Below are 26,025 nucleotides of genomic sequence, written 5' to 3'. Positions count from 1 at the left end.
TTTGGCATGGGGTGAGGCGGCGGCCGTCGATCGCTCTCCATGCCGCAGGCGCCCTTGCATGGGGCCGAGGGCCAAGCGTAGGGCCCAACCGGCGGGCCCTGTCGCAGTGGGGTCCCGGGGACCGCCCCGCCTTCGTGGCGGTCCCGTTTTTCAGCTACTATGGCGTCGACCGTGGGGTCGATGAGCGGGGAGAGGGGCAGGACCGTGGCCACCATCAAGGATGTCGCCCGCATCGCCGGGGTGAGCAGCGCCATGGTCTCGCGCTACCTCAACGACGGCTACGTCTCTGCTGAGAAGCGTCAAGGCCGACGAGGCCTCCGCCTCCGAGCCCGCCGCCGCTCCCGCGGCCGCCCCGGCGCTCCTGGCCGCCGAGACCCTCGTGGCCCCGCTCGCCGGGTCCCCCGCGGCCGCCGCCTACATCGCCGACCCCACCTTCGCCGCCGAGATCCCGGGTCCCACCGTGGCCATCGACCCCGGTGAGGCCGACAGGCTCCCCGTGGTGGCCCCGTGCGGCGGCACCGTGAGCACGGTCTTCGACACCGGCCACGCCGCGGGCATCACCAGCGGCTCCGGCGCCGAGATCCTCATCCACGTGGGCGTGGACACCGTGAAGATGGAGGGGGAGGGCTTCTCCAAGCTCGTCTCCGAGGGCCAGCGCGTGGCCGCGGGCGACCCGCTCCTCGACGTGGACTTCTCCGCCGTGCGCCGCGCCGGCTACCCCGCCACCACGATGATGATCGTCTCCAACGCCTACGACTTCGACGTGGAGCGCCTCGACCTCTCCGCCCCCGTGGAGCCGGGCAAGAGCGACGTCATGGGCCTTGCCCGCAAGGGCTGAGACGCCTGTCTCCGAGGGCCCGGGCCCCGGCTGCGGCCGGCGCCCAGGCCCGGCCCGTACCCGACACCCGACCATTGGAGATCAACCGGTGAACTCCCTCACCCGAGACCTCGCACGACTCTGCCGCGCCCGCACCGAGGAGGCCGCCCATCGCGGCCACGGGCCCTGGTCCCAGCGGTTCCACCTCATGCCCGAGGCCGGCTGGCTCAACGACCCCAACGGCCTCTGCCAGAAGGACGGCGTGTTTCACGCGTATTACCAGAACTCGCCCTTCGACTGCCACGGGGTCTACTCGGGGTCCTCCGTCGTGCACGGGGCCGCATCCACGCCTTCTACGCCGGCAACGTCAAGCGCGAGGAACCCGGGCGCGAGTTCGACTACGTGCTCGACGGCCGGGAGTCCAACACCGTGCTCGTGGAGAGCGACGACGGCGGCGTCTTTGGCTCCAAGCGCCTGGTCATGACGGTGGACGACTACCCCGCCTCCGTCACCTGCCATGTGCGCGACCCCCGCGTCCTGGCCAACCCGGGGGAGGGCGGCCCCGCCTTCCTCATGCTCCTGGGCGCCCGGGCCAAGGGGGCGGACCGCGACCGCGACCGCGGCGAGGTGCTTGTCTACGGCTCCGACGACCTCGTGCACTGGGCCTTCGCCAACACGGTGGCCTCCGAGCGGCCCCTGGGCTACATGTGGGAGTGCCCCGACCTCCTCGTGCTGGGGGCCGCGGAGGCCACGCGCGCGCCGGGCTTCGACCCCGCCGCCCCGCCGCTGGCGGTGCTCTCGGTGAGCCCCCAGGGCATGGAGGGGCCCGCCGCCGGCGCCAACGTGTACCCGAGCGGCCACATGCCCTTCTCGGGGTCGCTCCTCGGTCCCTGCTCGCTGGGGGAGTTCACGCTGTGGGACGCCGGGTTCGACTTCTACGCGCCCCAGACCTTCGAGGCCGAGGACGGTCGGCGCATCCTCATAGGGTGGATGGGCATGGCGGACTGCCCCGACCACGCCAACTCCACCGTGGACCACGGCTGGCAGCACTGCTTTACACTGCCTCGCGAGGTGGTCACCGACGGCCGCACCGTCCTCCAGCGCCCCGTGGTCGAGCTCGCCGGGTTTCGCGGGCCGGTGCTGGAGGGGGAGGGGTCGCTCCGCGCGGAGGGCCTCCCGGCCTTCGACCTCGAGGTGTCGGGCATCCGGGGCCCCCGGTGTGCCGTGACGCTCGCCGGCGGCCTGGACGTCACCTACAACGCCGCGGTCGGCGAGGTGGCCATGGCGTTTCGCGACCGGTCCCGCGGCTCCATGGGCGGCGCCCGCGGCGAGCGGCGCGTGGCGGTGCCGGCCCTCCGGTCGTTCCACGTCGTGGGCGACGCCTCCTTGGTGGAGGTCTTCTGCAACGGCGGGGAGCAGGTGTTCTCCACCCGCTACTACCCATCGTCCTACTCCGTGGCCGTGGAGGCGCCGGGCGCCCGCTCCCGCCTGTGGCCCCTGGAGGTACCGCTCACCTTGTAGAAACTGTTCAGGTTTCCGTCGTCATCGGTGGACCGCGATCAAAACTGTATCGTTACAGTTAGTAAGGCATATCGCTCTCGTTCACCTACCCAGGGAGGAGACCCATGTCCGAGAAGAAGTCCCTGCGCATCGGAGCCCTCGAGGCCGGCGGCACCAAGATGGTGATGGCCGTGGCCACCCCCGAGGGCGAGGTCCTAGAGCGCGAGGAGATCCCCACCGGGGAGCCCGGCCCCACCTGCGAGGCCATCGTGGCATGGTTCGCCGGGAGGGACATCGACGCCCTCGGCGTGGGCGCCTTCGGCCCCACCGGCGTGGACCCGGAGTCGGATACCTACGGCTGGATCCTCGAGACTCCCAAGACGGCTTGGCGCCACTTCGACTTCCTCGGCACCCTCAGGAGGGGCCTCGACGTGCCCTGCGGCTACGACACCGACGTCAACGCCGCCTGCCTCGGCGAGGCCACCTTCGGGTGCGCCAAGGGCCTGGGCACCGTGGTCTACATCACCATCGGCACGGGCATCGGCGCCGGCGTCATGGTGGGCGGGAAGCTCCTCCACGGCATGCTGCACCCGGAGGCCGGCCACATCTCCCTGCGCAAGCGCCCCTACGACACCGGCGCCAGCGTCTGCGGCTTCCACGACTCCTGCTTCGAGGGCCTGGCCTCCGGCCCCTCCATCGAGGCCCGCTGGGGCGCCAAGGGGGTCGACCTCGCCGACAAGGCCGAGGTCTGGGAGCTCGAGAGCGAGTATATCGCCGAGGCCCTCGTCGACTACGTCATGGTCTACTCGCCCGAGAAGATCGTGCTGGGCGGCGGCGTCATGAAGCAGGAGCAGCTCTTCCCGCTCGTGCGCAACAAGTTCACCGAGCTCCTGGGTGGCTACATCCAGACCGAGCAGGTCAAGGCGCAGGACAGCTACATCGTGCCCGCCGGCTGCGGCGGCGACCAGGGCATCCTCGGCTGCACGGCCCTGGGCGTCGAGGCCCTGGAGGCGGCGGGGGAGTAGCGGCCCCGAGGCGGCCGTTCCCCATAAGGCCCCTGCATGACGGAGGCCCGGGTCCCCAGCGCTGGGGTCCGGGCCTCCTGCCGTGGGCGCTGTGCGTCCTCGCTGCCGGCGGCCTAGGTGATGTTGATGGTGTGCAGGGCGGAGCGGCTGCCCACGTTCCGCGAGACCGAGTACTCGAAGGGGGCGCCCGAGTCCAGGAAGCCGATCTGCTCCAGCTCGAGCAGGGGGTCCCCCTCGGCGATGTCCAGGCGCCCGGCCTCCTCGGCCGTGGCCGCCACGGCCCGCACGATGCGGTGGAAGCTCGCCAAGTGCAGCCCGAGGTCCTGCCGCAGGTAGTTGTAGATGGAACCCTCCACGTGGTGCCGCTTGAGGCCGGGGACGAGCTCCAAGGGCATATAGGTGTCCTCGATGACGAGGGGCACGCCGTCGAGGAGGCGCGTGCGCACGTCGTGGTAGCAGAAGTCCTCGTCGCCCAGGTCGAGTCGGGCCGCCACCTCGGCGGGGGGCACCTCGATGGCGAATAGGTGGACCACCGAGGAGACCTCGCCCTGGTGGGCGTGCTCGTTGGTGAAGCCGATGGAGCGGTCGGTGCGGCCTATGTAGAGGGTGTCGCCGGCATGGCGCCCGTCCACCCCCTTGGACTCCGGCGTCGCCTTGACGAAGGTGCCCGACCCCCGGCGGCTCGAGACCAGGCCCTGCTCGGCCAGAAGCTCCACCGCCTTGCGCACGGTGACCTTGCTCACCCCGTAGAGCTCGCAGAGCTCCACCACCGTGGGCAGCCGCTCGCCGGGGGCGATGGCCCCGTCCTCGATGGACGCACGGATGTCCTGGGCGATCTCTGCGTACTTTGACATGGCTGCCCCCCTCGAGGCCGGTGGGGGAGTCCCCAAGTTGTGTGCAAAAAGAAGAATACCGCTTGCGGAGGGATAGCTACCGCTCGCACTCGAATAGAACCCAATTTCTCAAAAAATCGCTGTGTAAGCAGAATTATATCGCTACAATTCTCACCAAGAAGCGCGACCCAAAAGGGGGGACCCCGCGGGCCGCACCAACCGAGACGTGCAAGGAGGACCATGGAACCCATCACCCTGCCCGAGAACTTCTTCTTCGGCGCGGCCATGTCGGGTCCCCAGACCGAGGGCCGCTGGGCCGAGGGGGGCAAGCTCGAGAACCTCTGGGACACCTGGTCGATCGAGAACATCGACGACTTCTACAACAAGGTGGGCTCCTACGTGGGCAACGACTTCATGACCATGTACGAGGAGGACCTCCGCCTCCTCAAGGAGGAGCTCGGCTTCACCACCTTCCGCACCTCCATCCAGTGGAGCCGCCTGCTCGACCGCGACGGCGAGCTCAACCCCGCCGGCGTCGAGTGGTACCATCGTCTCTTCGCGGCCGCCGGGGAGGCCGGCCTCGAGATCTTCGTGAACCTCTACCACTTCGACATGCCCACCTACCTCTTCCGCCGCGGCGGCTGGGAGAACCGCGAGGTCGTGGACGCCTACGAGAACTACGCCCGCAAGGCGTTCGCCGAGTTCGGCCAGGAGGTGCGCTACTGGTTCACCTTCAACGAGCCCACCGTCGAGCCCGAGCAGCGCTACCAGGAGGGCGTATGGTGGCCCTTCACCAAGAACTTCAACCGCGCCCGCACGGTGCAGTACAACATCTCCATCGCCCACGCCAAGGGTGTGCAGGCCTTCCGCGAGGCCCAGTCCGCCGGCCTCGTGCGCGACGACGCCCGCATCGGCCTCATCAACGCCTTCATGCCGCCCTACACCAAGGACGACCCCTCCGACGCCGACCTCGAGGCCGTGCGCATGGTGGACGGCATCAACAACCGCTGGTGGCTCGACCTCGTCACCAAGGGCGAGCTTCCCGCGGACGTCATGGAGACCCTGGCCGAGCGCGGCTGCGTGCTCCCGGTGCGCCCCGGCGACGACGCCATCCTCGCCCGCGGCACCGTGGACTGGCTGGGCTGCAACTACTACCAGCCCACCCGCGTCCAGGCCCCCTCGCGCGACGTCGACGACGCCGGCTGCCCCGTCTTCGCCGACAAGTACGTGTGGCCCGACGCCGTCATGAACGAGAGCCGCGGATGGGAGGTCTACCCCAAGGGCATCTACGACTTCGGCATGACCGCCGCCCGCGACTATCCCGACCTCGAGTGGTTCGTCTCCGAGAACGGCATGGGCATCGAGGGCGAGTACAAGAACCGCGACGCCTCCGGCAAGGTGCAGGACGACTACCGCATCGACTTCGTGCGCCAGCACCTCACCTGGATCGCCAAGGCCATCGAGGACGGCGCCCGCTGCGTGGGCTACCACTACTGGGGCGCCATCGACAACTGGTCGTGGAACAACGCCTTCAAGAACCGCTACGGCTTCATCGAGGTCGACCTCATGGAGAACTACCGTCGCGTCCCCAAGCTTTCCGCCGCCTGGATGCGCCAGGTGGCCACCTCCCACATCGTCTCGTAACGGCCTTCCGGCCGGGGAGGGGAGCCCCGGCCGGGGCGCGAGAGGGGCGGGTGCCCGCCCCGTTCTGAGAGAGCAAGAGAGTCAAGCGAAGAAGAGAAAGAGTTAAGGAGACACCATGGCATCAGGCAAGGGTCAAGCCTTCCTCGACAAGTTCGCCGAAGTGTCGGCGAAGATCGGCAACCAGGTGCACCTGCGGTCGCTGCGCGACGGCTTCGCCACCATCATGCCCATCTACATCCTGGCCGGCATCGCAGTCCTTATCAACAACGTCGTGTTCCCGCTGTTCCTGACCGGCGACGGCCTCGCTGCCGCCCAGTACTGGGGAAACGCCATCACCCAGGGCACCCTGTCCTTCGCGGCCATCCTCCTCTGCGGCGTCATCGGCTACTGCTTCGCCCAGAACAAGCGCTTCGGCAACGCCATCGCCTGCCTCGTGGTGAGCGTCTGCTGCCTCGTCATCATGTTCCCGCAGGCCGTCAATACCGCCGTCTCCAACCTCACCTACGCCGTGAGCGCCGGTGAGACCGGGGCCGCCACCCAGACCCTCGAGGCCGTGGACATCGCCAGCACCCTCGGCATCGCCGAGGACGCCTCGGTGACCACCGCCGCCACCGGCGTCATCTCCACCACCAACACCGGTGCCAACGGCCTGTTCGCCGGCATCATCGTGAGCCTCGTCGCCACGACCATCTTCATCAAGATCTCCTCTGTCGAGAAGCTCAAGATCAACCTCGGCGAGGGCGTGCCCCCGGCGGTGGGCAAGTCGTTCAACGTCATGATCCCGCTGCTGTTCACCCTGTCCATCTTCGCCCTGGTGGCTGCCCTGCTCCACGGCATCTGGGGCACCAACCTCATGGACATCATCGCCACCTGCGTCTCCGCGCCCCTCAAGGACGTCATGAATGCCGGCCCGCTCGCGGTCATCGTCATCTACACCGTGGCCAACCTGCTCTTCTGCCTGGGCATCCACCAGTCCACCATCTCCGGCGTCCTGGCCGAGCCCATCCTCACCGTCCTCATCGTCGAGAACATGGCCTTCTACGCCGCCGGCGAGGCCATCCCTGCCGACCACTACATGAACATGCAGATCGTGAACTCCTTCGCCCTCATCGGCGGCTCGGGCTGCACGTTCATGCTCCTGCTCGACACCTTCCTGTTCTCCAAGAACAAGGCGTCCCGCGACATCGCCAAGCTCTCCATCCTGCCCGGCATCTTCAACATCAACGAGCCCGTCATCTACGGCTACCCCATCGTCTACAACGTGGCCCTCATGGTTCCCTTCGTGATCCTGCCCGACATCTTCATCGCCGTCACCTACGGCCTCACCTGCATGGGCTGGATCTCCCCCTGCGTCGTCCAGGCCCCCTGGACCACCCCGCCCGTCCTCTCCGCCCTCTTCTCCACCGGTATGGACTGGCGCGCCGCAATCTGGCAGGTCATCGAGATCGCCATCGGCATGGCAGTCTGGCTCCCCTTCATGAAGGTCTCCGAGCGCGCCCAGGCCAAGCAGCTCGAGGAGATGCAGAACGCCGCCTAAGGCCTTCTGGGACCCTGAGGCCCCGCACCACCATCCCCGACCGTCGGGGGCATGCCTCCCCGCGCTCCCCGACGGCCCCACCCCCGCGCCATGCGCCGCACCTACACTGATCCCATGGGCCGCTGGCCCGGAAACCGCTAAGGAGGAACCATGCAGAAGATCATGCTCGTGTGCAACGCCGGTATGTCCACCTCGCTCCTGGTCCAGAAGATGCAGAACGAGGCCAAGACCCGCGGCCTCGACGTCGAGATCGAGGCCCGTCCCATGGCCGAGGCCATGGAGGCCCTCGACACCGCCGACGTCCTGCTCCTCGGCCCCCAGATCGGCTATGCTAGGAGCGACTTCGAGAAGGCCACCGACAAGCCCGTGGACGTCATCGCCATGGTCGATTACGGCCGCATGAACGCCCCCAAGATCCTGGACGACGCCCTCGCCAAGCTCTAAGGGCGCACCGGAACGCACCTGAGGGGGCGCGCCACGTCAGCGGTGCGCCCCCTTTTTCTAGACGAGAGACGCCCGGCACGGCCGGGCGGGAGGGAGAGAGACCCATGGACGAGATGAACGAGCTCCAGCTCACCTGCTTCGAGATCATCAGCTACGTGGGCACGGCCAAGTCGTGCTACGTGAACGCCATCTCCAAGGCCCGCGAGGGGGACTTCGAGGGCGCCCAGGCCCTCATCGCCGAGGGCGACACTGCCTACGCCGGCGGCCACGACGTGCACCTCAGGCTCCTCCAGGCCGACGCCGCGGGCGAGCGCGACGCCGAGGCGCCCCTCATCCTCCTGCACGCCGAGGACCAGATGGCGAGCACCGAGACCGTGAAGATCATGGCCCTCGAGTTCATCGCCCTCTACAAGCGCCTGGACGGCGTGGAGGCCTAAGGCCCCACGGCTCCGCACGCACCTCCCCTGGACGGCCGGCCCCCTCGCGGGACCGGCCGTCTATCATTGGCGCGATAACGTCGGACGGGGAGGGGACCGTGGACAAGGGGACGTTGAGGCGGCGCGCCCGGGAGGCCCGCGACGGGCTCGGGGCCGCCGGGCGCGTGGCCGCGGACGGACGGCGTGCGGCGGCCGTGGAGGCGTCCGGGCTCTGGGCGGCCGCCGACGTCGTCCTCGCCTACGTGCCCATGGGGTCCGAGGCGGACCCCGCCGCCCTGGTGGACGCCGCCCTCGCCGGGGGCAAGGCGGCGGCCCTGCCGCGCTGCATGGCCGGCCGCAGGCTGGAGTGGCGCGCCGTGGGGTCGGGCTGGCGGGACGGCCTCGTGGGCCATCCCTTTGGCATGGCCGAGCCCGACCCGGGGCGCTGGGGGTTGCTCGACGTGCCGGCGGCGCTGGCCGGCGGCGCCTCGGTGCTCGCGCTCTGCCCCGGCCTCGCCTTCGACGGCGAGGGGCGCCGCCTCGGCTACGGCGGCGGCTACTACGACCGGTTCCTCTCCGCCGCCCGCGCCTGCGGCGGCCCCGGCACGTTCGCGGCCGTCGGCCTGGCCCACGGCTGCCAGGTGCTCGACGCCGCGGTGCTCGCCTCCGTGGAGGGCCCCTGGGACGAGCCCGTGGACGCCTTGGCCCTCGACGGGTCTATCATGCGGTGCGCACACACACCTTCTACCGAGGAGCGCCTGTGACCGAGCCCGAGAATCAGCGGCCCTACGAGGTGCCGTTCCCTGTGGAGCCCATGGACTACGAGGGGGCGCTGGCCCACCTCCACGGCATCCTGAGGCTGGGGATCTGCCCCATGCTCGAGACCGTGGTCGACATGCTCGCCGAGCTCGGCCGCCCCGACGGGCGCTTCTCCGTGGTGCAGGTGGCCGGCACCAACGGCAAGACGTCCACGTCGCGCTACACGGCGGCGATCCTGGCGGGGGAGGGGCTCTCCACCGCCCTCTACACGTCGCCGGAGCTCGTGGACTACACCGAGCGCATGGAGGTGGCCGGCCGGCCCGTCTCCCGCGAGGGGTTCGCTCGGGCCGTGGCCGCCGCCGCCGAGGCCGGGCGCCGCGTGAACGCCGCCCGGGAGGCCGCGGGAAAGCGACCCTACGACGTCACGGAGTTCGACACCCTCACCGTGGCCGCCTGCGTGCTCTTTGCCGAGCGCGGGGTCGACGTGGCCGTGCTCGAGGTGGGCATGGGCGGCCGCTGGGACGCCACCACGGCCACGCACCCGGCGGCCACCTGCGTCACGGGCATCGGCCTCGACCACACACGCATCCTCGGCGACACCCTGGAGGAGATAGCCGGCGAGAAGGCCGCCGTCATCAAGGCCGGCCAGGCCTGCGTTCTGGGGCGCGGTACGGCCGAGCCGCCCTCGGTGCAGGACGTCCTGCTGGAGCGGTGCGCCGCCCAGGGCGTGGCGCCCGCGGTGGTGCGCGCTGTGGGCGAGCCGACGCCTGCCGGGCTGCCGGTGTGCCGGTTCTCGGTGGTCTCGGAGCCCGCCGCCCTGGGCGACCCCCTCGTCCTCGACGTCGAGGCTCCGCTTTCCGCCTACCGCGGGCTCTCGGCCGTCAAGCCCCGTTACCAGGCTGCCAACATCGCCTGCGCCGTCGCCCTGGCCGAGGGGTTCCTCGGCCGCCCACTCGATCCTGCGGCCCTCGCCGTCTCCGTGGCCGCATGCCCCACGCCGGGGCGCTTCGACCTCGTCCGCGCCGAGCCGCCCCTGCTCGTGGACGCCGCCCACAACCCGCAGTCGGTGGCCGTGTTCCTCGACAGCCTGGGGGCCCTGGACGGCGCGGGGCGGGTGCCGGAGCTCGTATGCGCGGTCCTCGCCGACAAGGACGTCGCCGGCATCGTGGGGCTGCTCGCCGACGCCTTTCCCGTGGTGCACGTGTGCCGGACACCGAGCCCCCGCGCACTGCCGCCCGAGGAGCTCGCGGGGCTCTTCCGGGAGGCCGGTGCCACGGTGGCGTCCGTCTCGCCCACGGTGGCCGGCGCCCTTGCCGCGGTGGGCGACGCCCCCGCCGTGGCTGTGGGCTCCATCACGCTGGCGGGCGAGGTGTGCCGCGTGCTGAGGGCCGGTACGGGGGAGTGACGGCAACCGGTTGCCTTTGCGGAGCGGGGTCGTGGCGCCTGCGGGGCCGGGGGCTCCCGACCATGGGCAACCGGTTGCCCATGGGGACGCCTGACGACGATGTATGGGCCGTCGAGAGGCCTCGGCCGCCGCCGGTGCGGGCTGTAAGGCTGTGTGGCGGGGCTGTGATGGAGAGGGGAGTGTCGTGCCGGTACGGTACAATGCACCAAGCATGCAGCTCGAACGCACCGCCGGTGCAGATAGCCCCGAAGGAGCCACCCGATGCAGGACCTGCTCGATCAGATAATCACGCCCGAGGTCCGCATGGTCCTCTACCTCATGCTCGCCTGCGTGGTCATGCTCTACCTGCTCTCCATCGTCTACGTCATCCGCGACGCCCAGCGCCGCGGCGCCGAGCCCTGGTGGCTGTGGGCCATCATCTCGGTGGTTCCCATCGTGGGCCTGCTCGCCTACGTCATCCTGCGCCCCAGCAGCTACCTGGTGGACCGCGAGGAGCAGGACCTCGACATCGCCCTGCGCGAGCACCAGCTGTCCCACTACGGCATCTGCCCCAAGTGCGGCACGCCCATCGACCGCGACTTCATCGTCTGCCCCATCTGCAACACGCAGGTGCGCAACGTCTGCCCCACGTGCCACCGTCCGCTCAACGCCGACTGGAAGGTGTGCCCCTACTGCCGCACCCGCATCCAGTAGGCACGCCCACAACGGATCGCCCAGGCCCGCTCCGGCGGGCCTTTTGCTAAGGAGGGAGCCCCATGCCCCGCGAGACCATGGCCCAGAAGCGCGAGCGTGCCGCCGAGGTGGAGCGCCGCATGTTCGAGGTGTACGGCGAGGGGGCCTGCTCCCTGGACTATACCGACCCGTTCCGCCTCACCGTCGCCGTGGTCCTCTCGGCCCAGTGCACCGACGCCGCCGTCAACAAGGTGACGCCGCTGCTGTGGGAGCGGTTCCCCGAGCCCGCCGACCTCGCCGCCGCGGACACCGCCCAGATCGAGGAGATCATCCGGCCCCTGGGCTTCTACCGCGCCAAGGCCGCCAAGCTCAAGGGCCTCGCGCAGATGAGCGTCTCGGAGTTCGGCGGGACCGTGCCCCAGGACATCGACGAGCTCCAGCGCCTCCCCGGCGTGGGCCGCAAGACCGCCAACTGCGTCATGTGCCAGGCGTTCAGGGACCCCCAGGGCATCGCCGTCGACACCCACGTGTACCGCATCGCCCACCGGCTCAAGTTCTGCGGCCCCTCGGCCAACACGCCCGACAAGGTGGAGGCGGCACTGCTCAAGGTCTACCCCCGCGAGCAGTGGCTCTACATCAACCACCAGTGGGTGCACTTTGGCCGCGAGTACTGCCGCGCGCGCAACCCGCGGTGCTCCGAGTGCTTCGTGGCGGACATCTGCCCGAGCGCCGGCAAGTGCTGACCCGCCCCGTTGTCCTGTCCCATCGCCCGGACACTTTTGTCCCATTGGTCGGGCACTTTTGTCCCACCATCAAGGACCGAACCTCCGTCGCCCCGGTCGGTCGCCGTTTCCGCCGCATAATCAGTTATGAAATAAGCGAAGTGACAGATGGGCCAGGCACCGCTGTCACACCGGGCTTGATTGATATGTGACACGTCCGCCCATGGCGCCCTCCGGCCCGCGGGGTATGAACCCCCGTCGAACGACGATTCGAAGGAGGCCCCATGGCCAAGAAGGACAGGAAGAACGACCGCCTCGACCCCGACGAGGTCGAGCGCCGCGTCAAGGAGGAGCTCGAGCGGATCGGCGCCGTGCCGGTGCGGCCCGACGGCGCGGACCTCGCCGAGGGGGAGGACGTGGAGATGGCCACCGTGGAGGAGGTCATGGCGCCGGTCCAGACCACCCCGGTGGAGCTCGAGAACGAGCTGGCCGCCTACCTCATCGACACCGCCGTGCGCTCCGTGGACACCGAGAACCAGCGTGGCCGCTCCATCGGCTCCTACTCCAGCCGCCTGCTCATCGGCATCGCCGTGCTGGCCGTCGTGGCCCTGGCCGTGGCCGTGCCCACCATCCTCATCCTCGCCCCGGGTTGGGAGGCCATGCTCATGACGGCCCTCTTCACTGGCGTGCTCGTGCCGCTGCTCGTGGCGTTCCTGCTGGCCGTGACCGCGGGCGCCGGCTCCGCACGCATGGTCAAGGGCGTGCCGGCCGACCTCTTCTCCACGGCCGTCTCGGCCCCCGTCAAGACCAAGATGGAGCTCGCCAGGCGCATCTGCGCGGCCGAGCAGGAGCGCTACGAGGAGGCCAGCCGCAGCCACGACCGCGTGGCCGGCGCCCTCACCGCCGCTCGCATCCTCATGCTCGTGGCCGTGGGCTTCTTCGTGGTGGCGCTCCTGTTCCTCTGCGTCATCATGTTCGTGCACGTGGCGTAGGCGCCGGGCGGGGCCTCGACCCCGCCCGTACAGGGACGACCGCCCTGGGCGGCGGGACGGCGACCGGCCGCCCTGCTGCCTTTCTCGTGCCGCGCGCCGCCCCTTCCCACGCGCCGACCCCGCGCGCGACGCCGCCCAGCCTTGTGGACACCTTCTGAACCTTGTTGGCCCCGGTTACCTTTCATCGGTTCGCTCTGGCTAACTTGTCGCGCCGAAAAACGGACCGAAAGGTACCTCCGCAGATGATCGACAGGCGCCTCATCGCCGTTGCGGCCGCGGCCGTGGTGCGCCTCCTCTGCACCGCCGCGTCGTCGCGTCAGAGCCATCTGTCCTCGGCCGAGGTCAAGCTGCGCCTGCGCGACCTCATCTACCGCAAGCTCCTCGCCCTGGGTCCCCGCTACCGCTCGGTGGTGTCCACCTCCGAAGTCGTGCAGGTGGCCGTGGAGGGTGTGGACCAGCTGGAGACGTACTTCGGCGCCTACCTCTCGCAGTTCTTCTGCGCCATGCTCGCCCCCGTCACGCTCTTCGCGGTGCTGCGCTTTGTGAACGTGCCGGCCGCCGCCGTGCTGCTCGTGTGCGTGCCGCTCATCCCGGCCGCCATCGCCGCGGTGCAGACCTGGGCCAAGAGGCTCCTCGGCACCTACTGGGGCCGGTACACCTCCCTCGGCGACACGTTCCTCGAGAACCTCCAGGGCCTCACCACGCTCAAGGTCTACCGCGCCGACGCCTTCAAGCAGCGCGAGATGAACGAGGAGGCCGAGCGCTTCCGCCGCGTCACCATGCGCGTGCTCACCATGCAGCTCAACTCCATCACCATCATGGACCTCGTGGCGTTCTGCGGCGCGGCCGCCGGCACCTGGGTCGCCGTGACGCAGTTCCAGGCCGGCGCCGTGGGTCTCGCCGGCGTGCTCTTCACCGTCCTCGTGGCCGCCGACTTCTTCATCCCCATGCGCCAGCTGGGCAGCTTCTTCCACATCGCCATGAACGGCATGGCGGCGTCCGAGAAGATCTTCCGCCTGCTCGACGCCGACGTCCCGGCCGACGGCACCCTTCCCGTGCCGGACGAGGGCCCCATCGTCGCCCGGGGCCTCTCGTTCACCTACCCCGGCGCCGAGGGGCCCACCCTTCGCGACCTGGACATCGAGGTGCCCCGTGGCTCGTTCACGGCCGTGGTGGGGCGCTCCGGCTCCGGCAAGTCCACGCTGCTCAAGCTGTTCATGAGGTTCTGGGACGTGCGGGGCGGCTCCGTGGCGGTCTCGGGCACCGAGGTGGCCGACGTCGACACCGACAACCTGCGCGACCTCGAGGGCTACATGACCCAGGACACGCACCTGTTCCACGACAGCATCCGCAACAACCTGCGCATCGCCAGGCTGGACGCCACCGACGACGAGATCGAGGCCGCCTGCCGCGCCGCGTCGGTTCACGACTTCGTCGCCGGCCTGCCCCAGGGCTACGACACGCCGGTGGGCGAGCTCGGCGACACGCTCTCGGGCGGGGAGCGCCAGCGCCTGGGCCTGGCCCGCGCGTTCCTCCACGACGCGCCGTTCCTGCTGCTGGACGAGCCCACGAGCAACCTCGACAGCCTCAACGAGGCCCAGGTGCTGAAGTCGCTCGCCGAGGGGCGCGACGGCCGCACGGTGCTGCTCGTGAGCCACCGCGAGTCCACCATGCGCGTGGCTGACCGGGTCTTCTCCGTCGAGGACGGGAGGTTGAGCTGATGGCCGCCGTCGGGAACGCCCGCCGGCCCGCGGACGCCGTGGAGGCCAGGCGCGCCCGGGAGCAGGAGGTCGTCTCGCAGATGATCGGCATCTGGTGCCACGCCAGGCACGGCACCGCCCGCGGCGAGCTCTGCGACGAGTGTGCCGAGCTGGAGGCCTACGCCCGCGCCCGGAGCGAGCGGTGCCCCTTCATGGAGACCAAGACGTTCTGCTCCAACTGCCACGTCCACTGCTACCGGGCGGAGATGCGCGAGCGCATCCGGGAGGTCATGCGGTTCTCGGGACCCCGCATGCTCCTGCACAGGCCGGTCATGGCCTGCCGCCACGTGGTCGAGTCCCGCAGGGAGAAGAGGGTAATCGAGAGGGAGATGAGAGATGATCGTTAAGAAACTGCCGTTCCTCGTGCTCGGGTTCGTCGGGCTCGGCCTGGGGTTCGTGGGGGCGGTGCTGCCGCTCATCCCCGCGTTCCCGTTCCTCATGCTGGCGGCGTACTCGTTCGCCCGTTGCTCCGAGCGTCTTGACCGCTGGTTCCGCGGCACGCGCCTCTACTGCGACAACCTGGAGGACCTCGTGGGCGGCCGAGGCATGACCCGTGCGGCGCGCCGCCGCGTCATGGGCGCCGTCACGCTGGTCATGGCCGTGGGCTTCACCCTCATGGCGCTGAAGGGCCTCGTGGTGCCGTGCACCGTCCTGTTCGCCGTGTGGCTGGGCCACATGCTGTACTTCGCCTTTGGCGTGAGGCACCGCGAGGAGGACGGGGAGGCCGCCGCAGCGTAGGGGGAGGGGCTCTGGGTCGCGGCCCGCAACCCATCCCAAGGCGACCGGTCGCGCTGCGGGGCCACACGGCGGGGTCCTGTGGTGGGGCCAACATGGTGCGGCCTCTCCCCGGCGCGCCCCCTGGCAAGCGCCCCCTGGTTCTTAGGTGCGTCCCCCTTGCGAGGGGCCATTTGGCGCGACGCCCCCGACGAGCGGCCCCTCTGACAAGCCCCCCGATTCTTCAGTGCGGCCCCTGCAGGGTGACCTTGTCCCCAAGGCGCCCTGCAGGGGCCCTTCCGTCTTTTGGCGGCACATCTCCGCGCCCTAGAGGGGGATGATGCGCCCGGTAGGTGGCCGCGACCGCCTCCCGCAGACGGGTGGGGGCGGAAAACCCCCTTCAACGGCCCCCTATGCCGGTGGCTTGTCCCAAGGGTGGGTTGCAGGGCGCACGCTAGGCTCGTCTCGCTCCAAAAGGGCTTTGGAGGGGGACTTTTCGTGCACTGGACGCCCTTAGAGGGCGCCCCGCCACCCTCCAAGGGTCCTTTGCCGCAAGCCCCCTCCGCAGGGTGCCCCTAGAGGGGGGTCTTGCGGCTTCCCGCGCGCCGGCCGCCCAAGCCCCGCCGCCACGCCCAAGCCCCGCCGGCCGCCCAGACCCTCGCCTCACCAAAGGTTCCACGGGGTGAAGAGCTCCCGATGCAGGCGGGCGCGCCTCTCGAGGGTCGAGCGGCAGAGCGGCCGCTGCCTCACGCCGAGCCTGTCCGCCACCTCTTCCATGAAGGCGTCCAGGCGCTCCCGGCGGTCTGCCATGTTGGGTGTCAGGGGCAGGATCTCAAAGCCCATGTGGGCGGCGGCCACCAGGCGGTCCTTGTCCTCGAGGGGGCGCATGCCCTCCTCGTGGCCGTGGGAGTCGTACTCGACGGCCAGGTGGCTCTCGGGCCATGCGAGGTCGAGGTAGATCGCCCGCTTTGCGGGGAGCAGGGCCCGCGCCCGAGCGTTGAGGGCCACCGGGTGGTTGCGCTGCGGCTCGGGGAGACCGTAACCGCCGCGGCGCGCGGGGAGCGAGGCGTAGAGGACGGTCGCCGCCTCACGCGGGGAGGCGCATCCGTCGAGCAGGTGCGGGGCGGCCGAGCGGGCCGTGGAGACGTGCCTCGCGCCGTCCGGCACGGAGGCGAGGAGATCTGCCACCTCGCCGGGCGTCGTCAGCGGGCCCGGCCGCCTCCTCATGCCTTGGGGCGCCATGGAGTAGGTGCCGCACAGCTCGCATCCCAGGAGGAGGGCCTGCCCGAAGCCGAGGCCACGCGTGCGGAGCAGCCAGTGAAATGCGGGGGAGGGGGCGAAGACGCCCAGTTCGGGCGGGTCGGACGGGTCGTCGAGGCGCACGAGCGCCCCGTGGGGCAGCCCCACGCCCCAGCGCCTGCAGCCGATGCTGCCGCCGTGCCGACGGGCGGCGTCGGTGCCCACGAGGCACGGTATGGGGAGGGGCTCGTTCTCGGGGCGCCTGCGGGCCCCGTTCACCACCGGCCTGAACGACGGCTCCCAGCGGGAGAGGGCGTCCAGGGCCGGTGCCCCGTCCATGTCGCGCATGTTGGCCGTCGCGGATGCCAGGGCGATGGCCGCCTCCTCGTCCGGGACGGGGGCGAGGGTGATTCCCGAGAGGTACGCCGCGCGGGCGCACCAGTCGTGGACGATGAGTGCCATGGATCCTCCCTTGGTCGTCTCCGTGGGTCGGCCGACCCATACGACAAGGGTGTCCACGTTGCGATGATGATGGATGTTCTCCGAGCATACCTAACGGGTGGCGCCCTGTGAAGACGCCTCCCGCCTGACGCCTTTCCGACGGCGGCCGTCAGGGGGGGGCGGCAGGGGCGCAGCCGGCGAGGAGCGCCCCTTGCCCGCGCCCGCGTGCGCCCCGCCCCTTGCCCGCGCTCCGCCCCGCGCCCGCCCTCGCGACACGCCCGCGCCAAGAGGGGTATCCTTGACCCCGTGCGCCGGCATCGGGCCGGCTCGTATCCGGAGGGTGCACCCCATGAACCAGCGCGTCCCACAGCCCGCAGCCATGCGGCCCGTCAAGGGCGTCCTCGCTGCGTGCGGCACCCTCACCCTCACCCAGACTATCTAGGCGCTTGGCGAGCGGCCTCGGCCGCCCGGTGAGCGCCGCCTCCTGTACGGGGACGTCCCTGCCGCCAGGCGGGCCGGCCCCTGCCCGTTGTCGTCAAACGGCCATCGTGAGGCCGAGAAAACAAGAAGGAGTCAGCACCATGTCCAACCCCATCTCCGTCAACCTGCCCGACGGCTCCGCCCGCGAGCTCGAGGCCGGCGCCACCGCGGCCGACCTCGCCGCCTCCATCGGCGCCGGCCTGGCCAAGGCCGCCCTCGCCGCCAAGGTCAACGGCGTGCCCCAGGACCTCGCCGCGCCCCTGCGCGACGGCGACACCGTCGAGATCCTCACCATCAAGAGCCCCGACGCCCTGCCCATCGTGCGCCACTCCTGCGCCCACGTCATGGCCGAGGCCGTGAGCGAGCTCTTCTCCAACGTGGCCCTGGGCATCGGCCCCGACGTCGAGAACGGCTTCTACTACGACTTCCAGACGCCGGACCAGATCTCGTCCAACGACTTCGAGCGCATCGAGGAGCGCATGCGCGCCATCATCCGCGAGGACAAGCCCTTCGTGCGGGAGGTCGTCAGCCGCGAGCAGGCCCAGGAGATGTTCGCCGACCAGCCCCTCAAGCTCGAGCTCCTCGACGACATCGACGCCTCCGAGGACGTCACGGTCTATCGTCACGGCGACCACCTCGAGCTCTGCCGCGGCCCGCACGTGGCGAGCGCCGGCAAGATCCCGGCCGACTCCTTCGAGCTGCAGAAGGTGGCCGGCGCCTACTGGCGCGGCAACGCCGAGAACGAGATGCTGCAGCGCGTCTACGGCGTCGAGTTCGCCACCAAGAAGGAGCTCAAGGCCTACAACCACATGATGGAGGAGGCCCGCAAGCGCGACCACCGCGTCCTCGGCCCCAAGCTCGGCATCTTCGAGACGCTCGACGAGGTGGGCCCGGGCCTGCCGCTGTTCTTCCCCAAGGGCGCGCGCATCGTGCGCACGATGCAGGAGTGGCTGCGCAAGGAGCTGTACCGCCGCGGCTACGAGGAGGTCATCACCCCGCACGTCTACAAGTCCGATGTCTGGAAGACCTCCGGCCATTACGACTTCTATAAAGAGAACATGTACTTCTTCAACATCAACGAGGGCACCGACGAGGAGCCGCGCCTCTCGGAGTTCGGCGTGAAGCCCATGAACTGCCCGGGCCACGTGCTGCTCTACAAGAGCAACCTTCACAGCTACCGCGACCTCCCGCTGCGCTACTTCGAGTTTGGCACGGTGTACCGCCACGAGCTCTCCGGCGCCGTCAACGGCCTGTTCCGCGCCCGCGGCTTCACCCAGGACGACGCCCACGTGTTCTGCCGCGAGGACCAGGTGGTGGACGAGGTCGAGAGCATCATGGACCTTGTCGACCAGATCATGGGCACCTTCGACCTCACCTACGAGTGCGAGATCTCCACGCGCCCGGCCCACTCCATCGGCACCGACGAGATGTGGGAGAAGGCCGAGAGCTTCCTCAAGGAGGCCCTCGAGAAGCGCGGCGTGCCCTACGACATCAACGAGGGCGACGGCGCCTTCTACGGCCCCAAGATCGACGTCAAGGTGAAGGACTCCATCGGCCGCACGTGGCAGTGCTCCACCATCCAGGTGGACTTCAACCTGCCCGAGCGTTTCGACATCACCTACCGCACGGCCGACAACACCCAGGAGCGCCCCTGGATGCTGCACCGCGCCATCTTCGGCTCCATCGAGCGCTTCCTGGGCATCCTCATCGAGAACTACGCCGGCGCCCTGCCCCTGTGGCTGGCTCCGGTCCAGGCCGAGATCGTGCCCATCGCCGACCGTCACCTCGACTACGCCGAGGACGTGGCCAAGCGCCTGCGCGCCGTGGGCGGCCGCGTGGAGGTGGATACCCACTCCGAGCCCATGCGCGCCAAGATCGCCCGCGCCCAGGAGCAGAAGATCCCCTACATGCTCGTGGTGGGCGACAAGGAGGCCGAGGAGGGCACCGTCTCCGTGCGCGAGCGCTCCGAAGGCGACCAGGGCTCCATGGCCGTGGACGAGTTCGTGAAGGTCATCGCCGACGCCCAGGTGTAGCCGCCGTGGGGCCTTCCCCCCAGGGGCCCGGGCTTTTGCATCATCGGGGCAACTGGAAGGGCCGGCCGTATCTGGTGATACGGTCGGCCCTTTCTCGGTGTTCTCATCGCGGTGGGCGACCCCGGGCCGGCCGGGGCCGCCGCTTTACCGCTTTTGTGCTTGATGGCCATGGAGCCAGGGCCACTGCAAGGAACCTGATACCATTTTCGGCGATCCCGTCGGAAGAAGGAAAACGTTGAAGGTCCTGTGCCTGGGCGAGCCGGTCCTGCGCCTCTCCCCGCGTCCGCCCCTCATGCTCCATCAGACCGACCAGCTCTCCATGGCCTTTGCCGGCTCCGAGGTCACCGTGGCCAAGTCCCTGGCCCTCCAGGGCGACGACGTGGCCCTGGCCTCGGTGGTGTCGTCCAACACGCTGGGGGAGCGCTCCCTCATGGAGCTCCGCCGGTTTGGCGTGGACGTCAGCCGCGTGCAGCGGGCCGACTGCCGCCTGGGCGTCTATTACGTGGAGCGCGGCGGCACCGTGCGCCCCGACCGCGTCCTCTACGACCGCGACGGCACCGCCATGCGCGACGTGGGACGGGACGATTTTGACTGGGACGGCCTGCTCAACGGCGTAGGGTCGTTCTACTTCTCCGGGGTCGTGGCCTCCATCACGTCCACCCTCGGCGACGTGGTGGAAGACGCCCTCGTGGCCTCCAAGGGACGGGGCATCCGCACCTTCTGCGACCTCAACTTCCGCCGCGGCATGATCACGCCTGCAGCCGCCCGCGAGCTTTGGGGGCGGCTGCTGCCCTATGTGGACGTGGTGTGCGGCTCCGACGAGGACTACGTGGGCATCTGGGAGCGGGAGGGCTTTGAGGGCGACGGCGACCAGTGCGCCGCGGCCGCCGACCGGCTCATGACGGCCAACGGCATCCAGTCGCTGGCCATGAACCGCCGCGACGTGGACGCCGGGGGGCTCCTCTCGGTGCGGGGCATGCTGCTCTCCGAGAAGGGCCTGTTCCGCTCGCGCTCCCGCGACGTGGCGCCCATGGAGCAGTCCGGTTGCGGCGACGCCTTCTCGGCCTCCATCGTCCACGGGCTGCTCAACCGCTGGGACGCCCAGCACACGCTGGACTATGCCGTGGCGCACGCCGCCTACAAGGCCACCGTGGAGGGAGAGCTCTCCTGGGCCGACGAGGCCACCATCGAGCGGATCGTCACCGGCGACGCCCGCGGCTCCATCATCCGCTAGCGGCCGCCGGTTGAGAGGTGCGCCAAGTAGCCACCTGGTGCAGGTCGCGGAGGCTTCTGCCGGTCGGGATGTGCACCAACTAGCTACCTGGTGCATGTTGGAGGCGCTTTTCGGGCCGATAGGTGCACCAAGTAGCTACCTGGCGCAGGTCGCGGAGGCCCCTGCCGGTCGATGGGTGCACCAACTGGCTACTTGGTGCAGGTCGGATGCGCTTTTCCGGTCGATAGGTGCACCACCTGGCTACTTGGTGCAGGTGGGGGCGGCTCTTGCCGGTAGGGAGGTGCACCAACTAGCTATCTGGTGCAGGTCGGGGGGCTTCCGTCGGTAGGAAAGTGCACCAACTGGCTACTTGGTGCAGGTCGCGATGGTCCCTGCCGGTCGAGAGGTGCGCCAACTAGCTACTTGGTGCAGGTTGGGGGCGCTTTTCGGGCTGGGAGGTGCACCAACTGGCTACTTGGTGCAGGTCGGGGGGGCTCCTGCTGGTCGATAGGTGCGCCAAGTAGCCACCTGGTGCAGTTCGGAGCGGCCCCAGCCGGTTGATAGGCGCGCTAACTGGCTACCTGCTGCAGGCCGCGGCGCCCCCTGCCGGCCGAGACCTGCGCCAACCGGCCACCCGCTGCAGGTCGGACCGCCCACCTACCCGTCGAGCCGACCGACGAGGTCGCCGGCGCCCACGGCCCCGGCCTCTCGCGAGCCGTCGCGCCCCTCCACGGCCGCGCCTAGGGGCCGGCCCACGGCCACCCCCACCACGCACAGCGCGCATACGGTGCCCAGCGCCACGGAGAACGACGTCGCCTGGGCGAGGAGCCCGGCGCCAAAGCTGCCCGCCAGGGAGGCGAAGATGCTGTAGGTGTTCACGGCGGCCAGGTTCTTTGCCATGGCGGCGGCCCCCCACACCTTGGCGCACACGTACGTCATCATGATGACGGCCACGCCCCAAGAGAACCCGCAGGCCAGAAGGGCCACGGCCTGCATCGGAAGGCTTCCGGCGCCAAGGGACCCGAGCAGCGCCAGGATCGAGGCCACCATGGCGGCCGACGTGGCGCGGATGGTCGCCGGCGCGCCGAAGCGGTCCGCCAGCCCGCCGCCCACAAGGCGCCCGAGGCCCGACCCCACGTTCACGAACCCGATGACGAAGGCCGCCGTCACGGCGTCCGCCCCCAGGCTCGCCGGCAGCTCGCGCCCGAGGCCCGTCACGGCCATGCCGGCGCCGCACACCAGGAAGAGCCACAGGTAGAGAAGCCTGAAGCGGCGGTCGGCCACGAGGGGCCCGCCGTCTGCGCCGCCCTCATCGGCCGCGCCGGCCCCCGCGCCCGCCGGCTCCACCACCACGGCGGAGGCGGCCCAAAGCATGCAGAGGAACGCCGCGCCGAGCACCCTCAGCACCACGCGCCACTCCACGACGCCGTAGACCCAGCTCACGGCCGGCCCCAGCAGGAACCCGCCGATCCCAAAGCCCATGAGGCAGATGCCCTGGGCGAGCCCGCAGCGGTCGGGGAACCACTCGGTCACGGCAGCGATGAGCACGTCGTAGGCCAGGCCGATCCCCAGGGCGCAGAGCGCGCAGTAGCAGAGGCAGGTGATCGGGAACGCCAGCGGCCCGTCGGCGACGGAGCAGCCCACGAACCCCGCGGCGAGCAGCACGCCCGCCGCCATGAACGTGGCCCGGGTGCCCCAGCGCCCGCTCATCCTGGCCCCGGCCACGCCGCCGAGGGTGAACATCCCTATGGAGAGCGCGAACACGAGGGTCATCTGCGAGACGGACCACCCCCAGAGCTCCTTCATGGGCGCGAGGACCACCGAGTAGGCGTAGATGAGACCGAGGAAGAGCAGCAGGAGGGTGGACGCGGCGAGGATGCCGCGCCTTCCGCGGAGGGAAGCCATGGGGGAGGGGCCTTTCTTTCTTGTACGACGTCCTGATGTGGGGGAGGGGGCGGCCGGGGACCGCCCGCCCGGAGGCCCTAGGCGGCGGCTACGCTGCGGCCCTGGGCGCGGGTCTTGACCTTCTTCTTGCCGCGCACGAGCCCGGGGTGCAGCCGGCGCACCACGGCAAGGGCGTCCTCGCAGGTGTACCCGCCCGGCACGCTCGCCAGCTGGATGCGCACGGGGGCGAAGCCCGTGGTCAGATTGGCCTCGAGTAGCTTGCGCTGGCGCCCGTTGAGGCGCGCCGAGAAGCCCTCGACGTCGGCGAGCTCCAGGCACAGGTAGCTGTTGGCGCCCATCTCCAGGATGTAGGCGGCCGAGACCTCGTCCCAGGCGACCTCGCCCGGGCTCATCCAGTTGGAGCGGTCGCGGATGCCGCGTTCGTCGATGGCCAGCAGCTCCGGGCGGCGCACCAGGCGGTCGACGCTCCACGCCAGGACGCCCAGGCCCAGGGGAAGGCCCGCCGCCCCCATCCACAGGCGGATGGACAGCTCGTCCTGGCCCGGGGCCAGGGGGGCGAACAGGGCCAGGGCGCCGGCCACGGCCACGCATGCGCCCATGAACGCGGTGAGGGCGCACTTGACGCGGTCGCGCATGATCACGAGCTCGGTGGGTCCACAGTTGCGTTTCTTAGAAGATGGCATGGTCTGCCCCCAGGGGTCGCCGCCTGCGTTGACTCCAGTATATGGAGGGACACCTTCTCCACGGATGCAGAGCCAGAATATGTGTAGGAAATGTGTAGTAGATAGAGTCTTAACCCTATCTGAATCCATATAAAGCGATGGGACCAAGAAATACCAGCTATACGCCCCGTACATTTGTGAAGGAAAAGTGGAGAGACAACAAATACACCATTTGGGAACCACTCAGAAAAATGGAGACATACGATGGGGCCGTGGAAAGAGGGGGCAGTCCGACCCCTCACGACCTTCGACAGAGAGAGGAAGGACATGGCCAAGAAGTACATCGTGGGCGTCACGTCGTGCATCGTGGGCATCGCCCACACCTACATGGCCGCCGACGCCCTCAAGCGGGCCATCGAGGCCGCGGGCTGCGAGGCCAAGGTGGAGACCCAGGGTGCCGACGGATCCGAGAACGCCATCACCGAGGAGGACCTCGCCCGCGCCGACGCGGCCATCATCGCCGCCGACCTCAAGATCAAGGGTCTCGAGCGCTTCGAGCCGGTTCCCTACATCTCCTGCCCCACCGAAGAAGTCATCAAGGACGCCCCCTCCGTGGTGGCCGAGCTTTTGGAGGCGATCGGATAAATGGCCGAGCTCGCACGCAAGGGCGCCAAGAGCGCCAAGAAGTCCCAGGGCGCCGTCATCAAGGAAGCCATCTTCACCGGCGTCTCGTACATGATCCCCGTCATCGTGGGCGGCGGCGTGCTCCAGGGCATCGCCAAGGCCATGGGCGGCTACGACATCGCCCAGCAGGCCGCCGAGCTCGCCTACACGCAGTTCACCTTCGCCATGGTGCTCAACGCCATCGGCGCCGCCATCATGAACCTCTCGGTGCCCATCATCGGCGCCTACTCGGCCTACGCCATCGCCGAGAAGCCCGGCCTTGCCCCCGGCTTCGCCGTCGGCTTCATCTCCGTCACCACCCAGACGGGCTTCCTGGGCGCCCTCGTGGGCGGCATCCTCGCAGGCTACCTCGTCAACTGGATGAAGGACCTGATGAAGAAGGCGCCCAAGGACCTGCAGTCGGTCTTCCCGATCCTGCTCATCCCCGTGTGCGCCACCCTCATCGTCTGCCTGGCCATGTGGTACGTCATCGGTGTGCCCATCGCCTGGTTCATGGGCGCCCTCACCACGTTCCTCACCGGCCTCGAGGGCGGCAGCCGCTTCATCTTCGGTGCCGCCATCGGCGCCATGATGTCCATCGACCAGGGCGGCCCCATCGGCAAGGCCACCGCGCTCTTCACCAACGGCCTCAACGCCGACGGCGTCTTCGGCCCCACCGCCTCCAAGATGTGCGGCGGCATGCAGAACCCCATCGGCATCTGCATCGCCATGCTCCTCGGCGGCAAGAAGAAGTTCGCCGAGAACGAGCGTCAGACCATCGTCTCCGGTCTCATCCTCGGCTGCTGCTACATCCAGGAGTACGTGATCCCCTTCCTGGTCAAGGACCCCATCCGCGTCCTCGTCTGCTGCATGTGCGGCGGCGCCGTCTCCGGCGGCCTCGCCATGACCTTCGGCCTGGAGTCCATGGCCACCCACGGCGGCGTCTTCGTCGTGCCCCTGATGACCGCCTCCGCCGACGCCCCCTTCGCCGGCCCGGTCATGTTCCTGCTCTGCTGGCTCGCCGGCGCCCTGGTCACCGGCGTCTCCTACGCCCTGGTCAAGGCCCCCATCAGCGCCACCGAGACCGACACGGGCAACCCCATCCTCGACAACCTCGTCTAGGAACGGTCCCCCGCAGGGCCGGGGGTGCGAGAAGCATCCCCGGCCCTTTTCCGTATCAGCGCCCCACCGTGAGCAAAGGGAGAAGCCCCACCATGTACACCTCCATGAAGGAAATGCTCTGGCACGCCAGCGAGAACTCCTACGCCGTCATGGCCATCAACTGCACCGACATGGAGCAGGCCCGGGCCATCTGCCACGCCGCGGCTGCCGAGCACGCCCCGGTGATCATCGACATCTCCCCGCGCCAGATGAAGGCCCACGCCACCCCCGAGGTCATGGTGCCCATGATCCGCGCCATCGCCGAGCCCCTGGCGGTGCCCGTGGCCCTCAACCTCGACCACGGCGGCGAGTACGCCGACATCGTCCGCTGCATCCAGGCGGGCTTCTCCAGCGTCATGATCGACTCCTCGAGCTTCCCCTTCGAGGAGAACGTGCGCCGCGCCCAGCTCGTGGCCTCCATCGCCCACGCCCACGGCGCCTCCTGCGAGGCCGAGCTCGGCCACGTGGGCGTCGCGGCCGCCGGCGACGGACGCTCGGCCGACATGTACACCAACGTGGAGCAGGCGGTGGAGTTCGTGGAGCGCACCCACTGCGACTGCCTGGCCGTGGCCATCGGCACCGCCCACGGCTCCTACCCCGACGACTTCGTGCCCAGCCTCGACTTCGACCGCCTGGCCGAGCTCAAGGCCGCCCTCAAGATGCCCCTCGTCCTCCACGGCGGCTCCGGCGCCGGAGAGGAGAACATCCGCCGCTGCGTGGAGCTGGGCATCAACAAGATCAACGTCTGCACCGACCTCTTCAAGTTCCAGCGCGGCGCCATGCACGAGCGCCTCAACGCCGAGCCCGGCATCGACTACATGGACATCCAGATGGTGGGCGAGGAGGCCGCCATCGGCTTCATCCGCGACTACATGCGCATGATCGGCTGCTCCGGCACCTACGCCTTCGACGGCTCCGGGGAGGAGCTGGACTAGATGGCCCCGCGGCGGCCCGGGAGCTCCCGGGGGCGCGCGGCCGGCAGACGGCC

Annotated in this window: 26 protein-coding genes and 1 pseudogene; 23 read left to right on the top strand and 4 right to left on the bottom strand. The window is 69.7% G+C overall.

From position 1 onward, the window contains the following. Nucleotides 1-159 precede the first annotated feature (159 nt). From OR600_RS06415 to OR600_RS06400, 6 genes and pseudogenes are all read left to right on the top strand, one after another. A complete protein-coding gene (locus OR600_RS06415) occupies nt 160-480 on the top strand; it encodes a LacI family DNA-binding transcriptional regulator (RefSeq protein WP_309295239.1) in 321 nt (106 codons plus the stop codon). Then, nucleotides 380-838 (top strand): PTS sugar transporter subunit IIA, encoded by a 459-nt coding sequence (locus tag OR600_RS06410; protein WP_251163993.1) that lies wholly within the window; start codon nt 380-382, stop codon nt 836-838. The genes OR600_RS06415 and OR600_RS06410 overlap by 101 nt, the downstream gene beginning before the upstream one ends. Nucleotides 839-1,025: 187 nt before the next feature. After that, nucleotides 1,026-1,301 (top strand): hypothetical protein, encoded by a 276-nt coding sequence (locus OR600_RS09980; RefSeq protein ID WP_373871651.1) that lies wholly within the window; start codon nt 1,026-1,028, stop codon nt 1,299-1,301. After that, nucleotides 1,214-1,864, top strand: a pseudogene (locus tag OR600_RS09975) (glycoside hydrolase family protein); the annotation flags it as partial. The gene OR600_RS09980 and the pseudogene OR600_RS09975, both read left to right, overlap by 88 nt. Nucleotides 1,865-2,098: 234 nt before the next feature. After that, nucleotides 2,099-2,338 carry a GH32 C-terminal domain-containing protein gene (locus OR600_RS09970; protein ID WP_373871650.1) on the top strand — a complete coding sequence of 80 codons (240 nt, stop codon included), beginning with the start codon at nt 2,099-2,101 and terminating at the stop codon, nt 2,336-2,338. Between the two features lie 104 nt (nt 2,339-2,442). Further along, on the top strand, nt 2,443-3,342 hold the full coding sequence (locus OR600_RS06400; RefSeq protein ID WP_251163992.1) for an ROK family protein: 900 nt from the start codon (nt 2,443-2,445) through the stop codon (nt 3,340-3,342). Nucleotides 3,343-3,455: 113 nt separating this feature from the next. Here OR600_RS06400 and OR600_RS06395 read toward each other — a convergent pair whose 3' ends face one another. After that, entirely contained in the window at nt 3,456-4,196 is a 741-nt protein-coding gene (locus OR600_RS06395; RefSeq protein WP_135977137.1) for a GntR family transcriptional regulator, read from the bottom strand. A 219-nt stretch (nt 4,197-4,415) separates the two neighbouring features. Between OR600_RS06395 and OR600_RS06390 the strand changes: the two genes are divergently transcribed. The 12 genes from OR600_RS06390 to OR600_RS06335 all read left to right on the top strand — a co-directional run bounded on the left by OR600_RS06390 (nt 4,416) and on the right by OR600_RS06335 (nt 15,264). After that, nucleotides 4,416-5,819, top strand: coding sequence for a glycoside hydrolase family 1 protein (locus tag OR600_RS06390; protein ID WP_251163990.1), 1,404 nt, complete (start codon nt 4,416-4,418; stop codon nt 5,817-5,819). Between the two features lie 115 nt (nt 5,820-5,934). After that, nucleotides 5,935-7,356: a PTS sugar transporter subunit IIC gene (locus OR600_RS06385; protein ID WP_135977139.1), complete on the top strand. Its 1,422-nt coding sequence runs from the start codon at nt 5,935-5,937 to the stop codon at nt 7,354-7,356. 150 nt (nt 7,357-7,506) lie between these two features. Next, on the top strand, nt 7,507-7,800 hold the full coding sequence (locus tag OR600_RS06380; RefSeq protein ID WP_135977140.1) for a PTS sugar transporter subunit IIB: 294 nt from the start codon (nt 7,507-7,509) through the stop codon (nt 7,798-7,800). Nucleotides 7,801-7,904: 104 nt separating this feature from the next. Further along, nucleotides 7,905-8,237 carry a PTS sugar transporter subunit IIA gene (locus OR600_RS06375; RefSeq protein ID WP_204408133.1) on the top strand — a complete coding sequence of 111 codons (333 nt, stop codon included), beginning with the start codon at nt 7,905-7,907 and terminating at the stop codon, nt 8,235-8,237. 98 nt (nt 8,238-8,335) lie between these two features. After that, nucleotides 8,336-8,980: a 5-formyltetrahydrofolate cyclo-ligase gene (locus OR600_RS06370; protein ID WP_168353960.1), complete on the top strand. Its 645-nt coding sequence runs from the start codon at nt 8,336-8,338 to the stop codon at nt 8,978-8,980. Beyond that, entirely contained in the window at nt 8,977-10,380 is a 1,404-nt protein-coding gene (locus tag OR600_RS06365; RefSeq protein WP_309295238.1) for a bifunctional folylpolyglutamate synthase/dihydrofolate synthase, read from the top strand. Before OR600_RS06370 ends, OR600_RS06365 begins: the two co-directional genes overlap by 4 nt. Before the next feature lie 261 nt (nt 10,381-10,641). Further along, the gene (locus tag OR600_RS06360) at nt 10,642-11,073 is read left to right on the top strand and encodes a zinc ribbon domain-containing protein (RefSeq protein WP_135977142.1); all 432 of its coding nucleotides are present in this window, start codon (nt 10,642-10,644) and stop codon (nt 11,071-11,073) included. A gap of 62 nt (nt 11,074-11,135) precedes the next feature. Continuing rightward, on the top strand, nt 11,136-11,795 hold the full coding sequence (gene nth, locus OR600_RS06355; RefSeq protein ID WP_135977143.1) for an endonuclease III: 660 nt from the start codon (nt 11,136-11,138) through the stop codon (nt 11,793-11,795). Nucleotides 11,796-12,058: 263 nt separating this feature from the next. Next, nucleotides 12,059-12,766: a hypothetical protein gene (locus OR600_RS06350; RefSeq protein ID WP_265590850.1), complete on the top strand. Its 708-nt coding sequence runs from the start codon at nt 12,059-12,061 to the stop codon at nt 12,764-12,766. A 161-nt stretch (nt 12,767-12,927) separates the two neighbouring features. Further along, the gene (locus OR600_RS06345) at nt 12,928-14,487 is read left to right on the top strand and encodes an ABC transporter ATP-binding protein/permease (protein WP_309295237.1); all 1,560 of its coding nucleotides are present in this window, start codon (nt 12,928-12,930) and stop codon (nt 14,485-14,487) included. Then, nucleotides 14,487-14,873 carry a nitrous oxide-stimulated promoter family protein gene (locus OR600_RS06340; protein ID WP_135977146.1) on the top strand — a complete coding sequence of 129 codons (387 nt, stop codon included), beginning with the start codon at nt 14,487-14,489 and terminating at the stop codon, nt 14,871-14,873. Before OR600_RS06345 ends, OR600_RS06340 begins: the two co-directional genes overlap by 1 nt. Then, nucleotides 14,863-15,264 carry a YbaN family protein gene (locus OR600_RS06335; RefSeq protein WP_135977147.1) on the top strand — a complete coding sequence of 134 codons (402 nt, stop codon included), beginning with the start codon at nt 14,863-14,865 and terminating at the stop codon, nt 15,262-15,264. The genes OR600_RS06340 and OR600_RS06335 overlap by 11 nt, the downstream gene beginning before the upstream one ends. A 639-nt stretch (nt 15,265-15,903) precedes the next feature. On the opposite strand, the gene OR600_RS06330 is transcribed toward OR600_RS06335, so the two are convergent. Beyond that, entirely contained in the window at nt 15,904-16,941 is a 1,038-nt protein-coding gene (locus OR600_RS06330; protein ID WP_265590848.1) for a hypothetical protein, read from the bottom strand. A 560-nt stretch (nt 16,942-17,501) separates the two neighbouring features. Here OR600_RS06330 and thrS point away from each other — a divergent pair. Together thrS and OR600_RS06320 are read left to right on the top strand one after the other, a co-directional pair. After that, nucleotides 17,502-19,433, top strand: a complete 1,932-nt coding sequence (gene thrS, locus OR600_RS06325; protein WP_204408127.1) for a threonine--tRNA ligase — start codon at nt 17,502-17,504, stop codon at nt 19,431-19,433. 235 nt (nt 19,434-19,668) lie between these two features. Next, the gene (locus OR600_RS06320; protein ID WP_251163986.1) at nt 19,669-20,667 is read left to right on the top strand and encodes a sugar kinase; all 999 of its coding nucleotides are present in this window, start codon (nt 19,669-19,671) and stop codon (nt 20,665-20,667) included. A gap of 636 nt (nt 20,668-21,303) precedes the next feature. Here the strand turns inward: OR600_RS06320 and OR600_RS06315 are convergent. After that, on the bottom strand, nt 21,304-22,551 hold the full coding sequence (locus tag OR600_RS06315) for an MFS transporter (RefSeq protein WP_135977152.1): 1,248 nt from the start codon (nt 22,549-22,551) through the stop codon (nt 21,304-21,306). A 77-nt stretch (nt 22,552-22,628) separates the two neighbouring features. Continuing rightward, complete coding sequence (locus tag OR600_RS06310; protein ID WP_251163985.1) at nt 22,629-23,234, bottom strand: STM3941 family protein; 606 nt, start codon at nt 23,232-23,234, stop codon at nt 22,629-22,631. 306 nt (nt 23,235-23,540) lie between these two features. Here OR600_RS06310 and OR600_RS06305 point away from each other — a divergent pair, with 306 nt between their 5' ends. The 3 genes from OR600_RS06305 to OR600_RS06295 all read left to right on the top strand — a co-directional run bounded on the left by OR600_RS06305 (nt 23,541) and on the right by OR600_RS06295 (nt 25,972). Next, nucleotides 23,541-23,858: a PTS fructose transporter subunit IIB gene (locus OR600_RS06305; RefSeq protein ID WP_251158252.1), complete on the top strand. Its 318-nt coding sequence runs from the start codon at nt 23,541-23,543 to the stop codon at nt 23,856-23,858. Beyond that, a complete protein-coding gene (locus OR600_RS06300) occupies nt 23,859-24,998 on the top strand; it encodes a PTS fructose transporter subunit IIC (RefSeq protein ID WP_135977153.1) in 1,140 nt (379 codons plus the stop codon). It begins immediately after the preceding gene. 92 nt (nt 24,999-25,090) lie between these two features. Beyond that, complete coding sequence (locus OR600_RS06295; RefSeq protein WP_265590847.1) at nt 25,091-25,972, top strand: class II fructose-bisphosphate aldolase; 882 nt, start codon at nt 25,091-25,093, stop codon at nt 25,970-25,972. The last annotated feature ends 53 nt before the right edge of the window (nt 25,973-26,025 follow it).

It is taken from the genome of Granulimonas faecalis, assembly GCF_022834715.1.
In the GTDB taxonomy this organism is placed as follows: Bacteria; Actinomycetota; Coriobacteriia; order Coriobacteriales; family Atopobiaceae; genus Granulimonas; species Granulimonas faecalis.
Note: the sequence above shows the minus strand (reverse complement) of the source record. Positions and strands in the feature narration are given on the sequence as shown.

Coding starts and splice junctions, on each gene's coding strand:
- OR600_RS06415 (WP_309295239.1), top strand. CDS start 160: ATGGCGTCGACCGTGGGGTCGATGAGCGGGGAGAGGGGCAGGACCGTG.
- OR600_RS09980 (WP_373871651.1), top strand. CDS start 1,026: ATGCCCGAGGCCGGCTGGCTCAACGACCCCAACGGCCTCTGCCAGAAG.
- OR600_RS09970 (WP_373871650.1), top strand. CDS start 2,099: ATGGCGTTTCGCGACCGGTCCCGCGGCTCCATGGGCGGCGCCCGCGGC.
- OR600_RS06400 (WP_251163992.1), top strand. CDS start 2,443: ATGTCCGAGAAGAAGTCCCTGCGCATCGGAGCCCTCGAGGCCGGCGGC.
- OR600_RS06395 (WP_135977137.1), bottom strand. CDS start 4,196: ATGTCAAAGTACGCAGAGATCGCCCAGGACATCCGTGCGTCCATCGAG.
- OR600_RS06390 (WP_251163990.1), top strand. CDS start 4,416: ATGGAACCCATCACCCTGCCCGAGAACTTCTTCTTCGGCGCGGCCATG.
- OR600_RS06385 (WP_135977139.1), top strand. CDS start 5,935: ATGGCATCAGGCAAGGGTCAAGCCTTCCTCGACAAGTTCGCCGAAGTG.
- OR600_RS06380 (WP_135977140.1), top strand. CDS start 7,507: ATGCAGAAGATCATGCTCGTGTGCAACGCCGGTATGTCCACCTCGCTC.
- OR600_RS06375 (WP_204408133.1), top strand. CDS start 7,905: ATGGACGAGATGAACGAGCTCCAGCTCACCTGCTTCGAGATCATCAGC.
- OR600_RS06360 (WP_135977142.1), top strand. CDS start 10,642: ATGCAGGACCTGCTCGATCAGATAATCACGCCCGAGGTCCGCATGGTC.
- nth (WP_135977143.1), top strand. CDS start 11,136: ATGCCCCGCGAGACCATGGCCCAGAAGCGCGAGCGTGCCGCCGAGGTG.
- OR600_RS06350 (WP_265590850.1), top strand. CDS start 12,059: ATGGCCAAGAAGGACAGGAAGAACGACCGCCTCGACCCCGACGAGGTC.
- OR600_RS06340 (WP_135977146.1), top strand. CDS start 14,487: ATGGCCGCCGTCGGGAACGCCCGCCGGCCCGCGGACGCCGTGGAGGCC.
- OR600_RS06335 (WP_135977147.1), top strand. CDS start 14,863: ATGATCGTTAAGAAACTGCCGTTCCTCGTGCTCGGGTTCGTCGGGCTC.
- OR600_RS06330 (WP_265590848.1), bottom strand. CDS start 16,941: ATGGCACTCATCGTCCACGACTGGTGCGCCCGCGCGGCGTACCTCTCG.
- thrS (WP_204408127.1), top strand. CDS start 17,502: ATGTCCAACCCCATCTCCGTCAACCTGCCCGACGGCTCCGCCCGCGAG.
- OR600_RS06315 (WP_135977152.1), bottom strand. CDS start 22,551: ATGGCTTCCCTCCGCGGAAGGCGCGGCATCCTCGCCGCGTCCACCCTC.
- OR600_RS06310 (WP_251163985.1), bottom strand. CDS start 23,234: ATGCCATCTTCTAAGAAACGCAACTGTGGACCCACCGAGCTCGTGATC.
- OR600_RS06305 (WP_251158252.1), top strand. CDS start 23,541: ATGGCCAAGAAGTACATCGTGGGCGTCACGTCGTGCATCGTGGGCATC.
- OR600_RS06300 (WP_135977153.1), top strand. CDS start 23,859: ATGGCCGAGCTCGCACGCAAGGGCGCCAAGAGCGCCAAGAAGTCCCAG.
- OR600_RS06295 (WP_265590847.1), top strand. CDS start 25,091: ATGTACACCTCCATGAAGGAAATGCTCTGGCACGCCAGCGAGAACTCC.